The organism is Falsiroseomonas oryzae, assembly GCF_027856955.1.
GTDB classification, from domain to species: Bacteria; Pseudomonadota; Alphaproteobacteria; order Acetobacterales; family Acetobacteraceae; genus Falsiroseomonas; species Falsiroseomonas oryzae.
Genome location: NZ_JAPSMD010000659.1, coordinates 1 through 2,148 on the forward strand (window position 1 = coordinate 1; position 2,148 = coordinate 2,148).

Annotated in this window: 2 protein-coding genes; one reads left to right on the plus strand and one right to left on the minus strand. The window is 75.2% G+C overall.

Annotated features, from left to right (window positions below; translation table 11 throughout):
• Nucleotides 1–172 precede the first annotated feature (172 nt).
• Nucleotides 173–1,165 carry a Bug family tripartite tricarboxylate transporter substrate binding protein gene (locus OZN99_RS30245; RefSeq protein ID WP_270938920.1) on the minus strand — a complete coding sequence of 331 codons (993 nt, stop codon included), beginning with the start codon at nt 1,163–1,165 and terminating at the stop codon, nt 173–175.
• Between the two features lie 131 nt (nt 1,166–1,296).
• On the opposite strand from OZN99_RS30245, the gene OZN99_RS30250 reads away from it, so the two are divergent.
• A partial coding sequence (locus OZN99_RS30250; protein WP_270938921.1) for an amidohydrolase family protein occupies nt 1,297–2,148 on the plus strand: 852 nt, incomplete at its 3' end.

A 2,148-nucleotide genomic window follows, 5' to 3' on the forward strand; every position in this document is an offset into this window, starting at 1 on the left:
CCCTCCCGCGCCGCGGCGGCGAGGTCGAGCGCAAGCGGCAGCGCCTCGGCGCGTGGCGGAGGCGCCGCGGCCAGCAGGGCGGCGCGGGCGGCTTCCTCGGGCGGGCAGTAGGGGGCGCGGAAGGGGCTCATGGCGGCGCCATCCTGCGCCGCCGGGGGCCCCAGGCGCTACGTCACTCCGGCTTGATGTTGCGGCGCCGGATCAGGTCGCCCCACTTTGCCCGCTCGGCCGCGGCATAGGGGCCGAACTCCGCCGGCGTGCCACCCACCGGGTCGATCGCCAGCGGCTCCAGCCGCGCCTTGGTGGCGGGGGAGAGCATGATGCGGCGCATCTCCGTCCCCAGCCGGTCGATGATCGGCTGCGGCGTGCCGGCCGGCGCGAAGAAGCCGAAATCGGTGCTGGCGCGATAGCCCGGGAAGCCCTGCTCCGCGATGGTCGGGATGTCCGGCATCTGTGGGCTGCGCTCGGCGCCGGAGAAGCCCAGCGCGCGCAGCGTGCGGTCGCGCAGGAAGGGGATGGCGGTCACGGAATCGACGTAGGACAGCGTCGTCTCCTTCGCGATCACCGCCTGCACGCCCAGCGCGCCGCTGCGGTAGGAGACGTGCAGCCACTGCACGTTCGCCATCTCCTGCAGCAGCTCGGGGCCAAGGTGGTTGGCCACGCCGGACCCCGCGGAGGCGAAGCTCAGCCGCCCCGGCTGCGCGCGCGATGCCGTCAGCAGGTCGGCCAGGGTGCGGTACGGGCTGTCCGGCGCAACGCAGAGGAACATCGCATTCGTCGCCAGCATGCCGATCGGCGCGAAGCCGTTCTCGTTGTCGTAGGGCAGGCGCTCGAACATCGCCGGCGCCATGGCGAAGGTGCCGTTCGGCACCACGCCCAGCGTGTAGCCATCGGGCCGCGCGCGGGCCAGGAAGGTCATGCCCACCGTGCCGCTGGCGCCGGCGCGGTTGTCCACCACGAATTGCTGGCCGAGCGCGGTGGACAGCTCCTGCGAGAGCAGCCGCGCGACGAAGTCGGTGGACCCGCCCGGCGCGAAGGGCACCATCACGCTGACGGCGCGGCTGGGATAGCCGGCGGCCGCCCCCTGGGCCGCGGCGCCGCGCGCCCCGAGCGTGGCAAGGCCGGCCGCGGAGGCGGCGAGCAGATGGCGGCGCGACAGGATCATTGGATGGTCCTCCCCCGGGCGACCCGGCCCGCCTGGACGGCGGTGCGCGCGGCGGCCGATGCTGTTCCTTGGACGTCGGGGACCCTAATGTACCCGATGGTTCATTTCAAGGCGCGAGGAGGCGCGAGCGCATGCCGAAGTCCATCCTGCGCGCCGCCGGCGCATGGACCGGACGCGACGCGGCCGTGGTCGCGCCGGCCGAGCTGCATGTCGAAGCCGGCCGCATCGCCTGGCTCGGCCGCCCGGGCGAAGGCCCCGCGCCGGACGGCGCCACCCTCATCGACCTCGGCGATCACTGGCTCACCCCGGGCTTCGTCGATGCGCACCTGCATCTCTGGGGCCTCGACCTGTCGGACCCCTCGGCACTGTGGAACTGGCCGCAGGCCTTCCGCGCCGCCCGCGCCATCGCCGACCTGCGCGCGCTGCTCGATGCCGGCATCACGGCGGTGCGCTGCTGCGGCGGGCCGCTCGGCCCGCCTCTGGCGCGCGCCGTGCAGGAGGGCGTGGTGCCCGGGCCGCACATCGTCGCCGCCGGGGAGTTCATCTGCTCCCGCGCCGGCACCTGGGACCACGCCGCCTGGCCGCAGCGCTGGGTGGAGGAGCTCGGCATGTACGCCGACGGGCCGGAGGAGGTGCGCCGCCGCGTGCGCGAGCGCATCCGCCAGGGCGCCGACTTCATCAAGGTCGGCGGCTCGGTCGGCGAGCACACCGACGCGCTGCGCCCCTGGGGCGACGACCCCGCCCGGCTCCGCCTGGCCTATGCCGACGAGGAGGTGCACGCGGCGGTGGCCGAGGCGCATCGCAACGGCCTGCGCGTCGCCACCCATGCCATCGGGGAAGCTGCGGTGCGCCAGGCCGTGGAGGCCGGCGTGGACAGCGTGGAGCACGGCCACGGCATCACGGCCGACACCGCGCGCCGCCTGGCCGACCGCGGCACCTGGCTGGTGCCCACCCTGGCGCTGCCCGCGCTGCGCGTGGAGCGC

What these genes read in the sequence shown, in the direction of transcription:
- OZN99_RS30245 (WP_270938920.1), bottom strand. Translation starts at nt 1,165, where the DNA reads ATGATCCTGTCGCGCCGCCATCTGCTCGCCGCCTCCGCGGCCGGCCTT.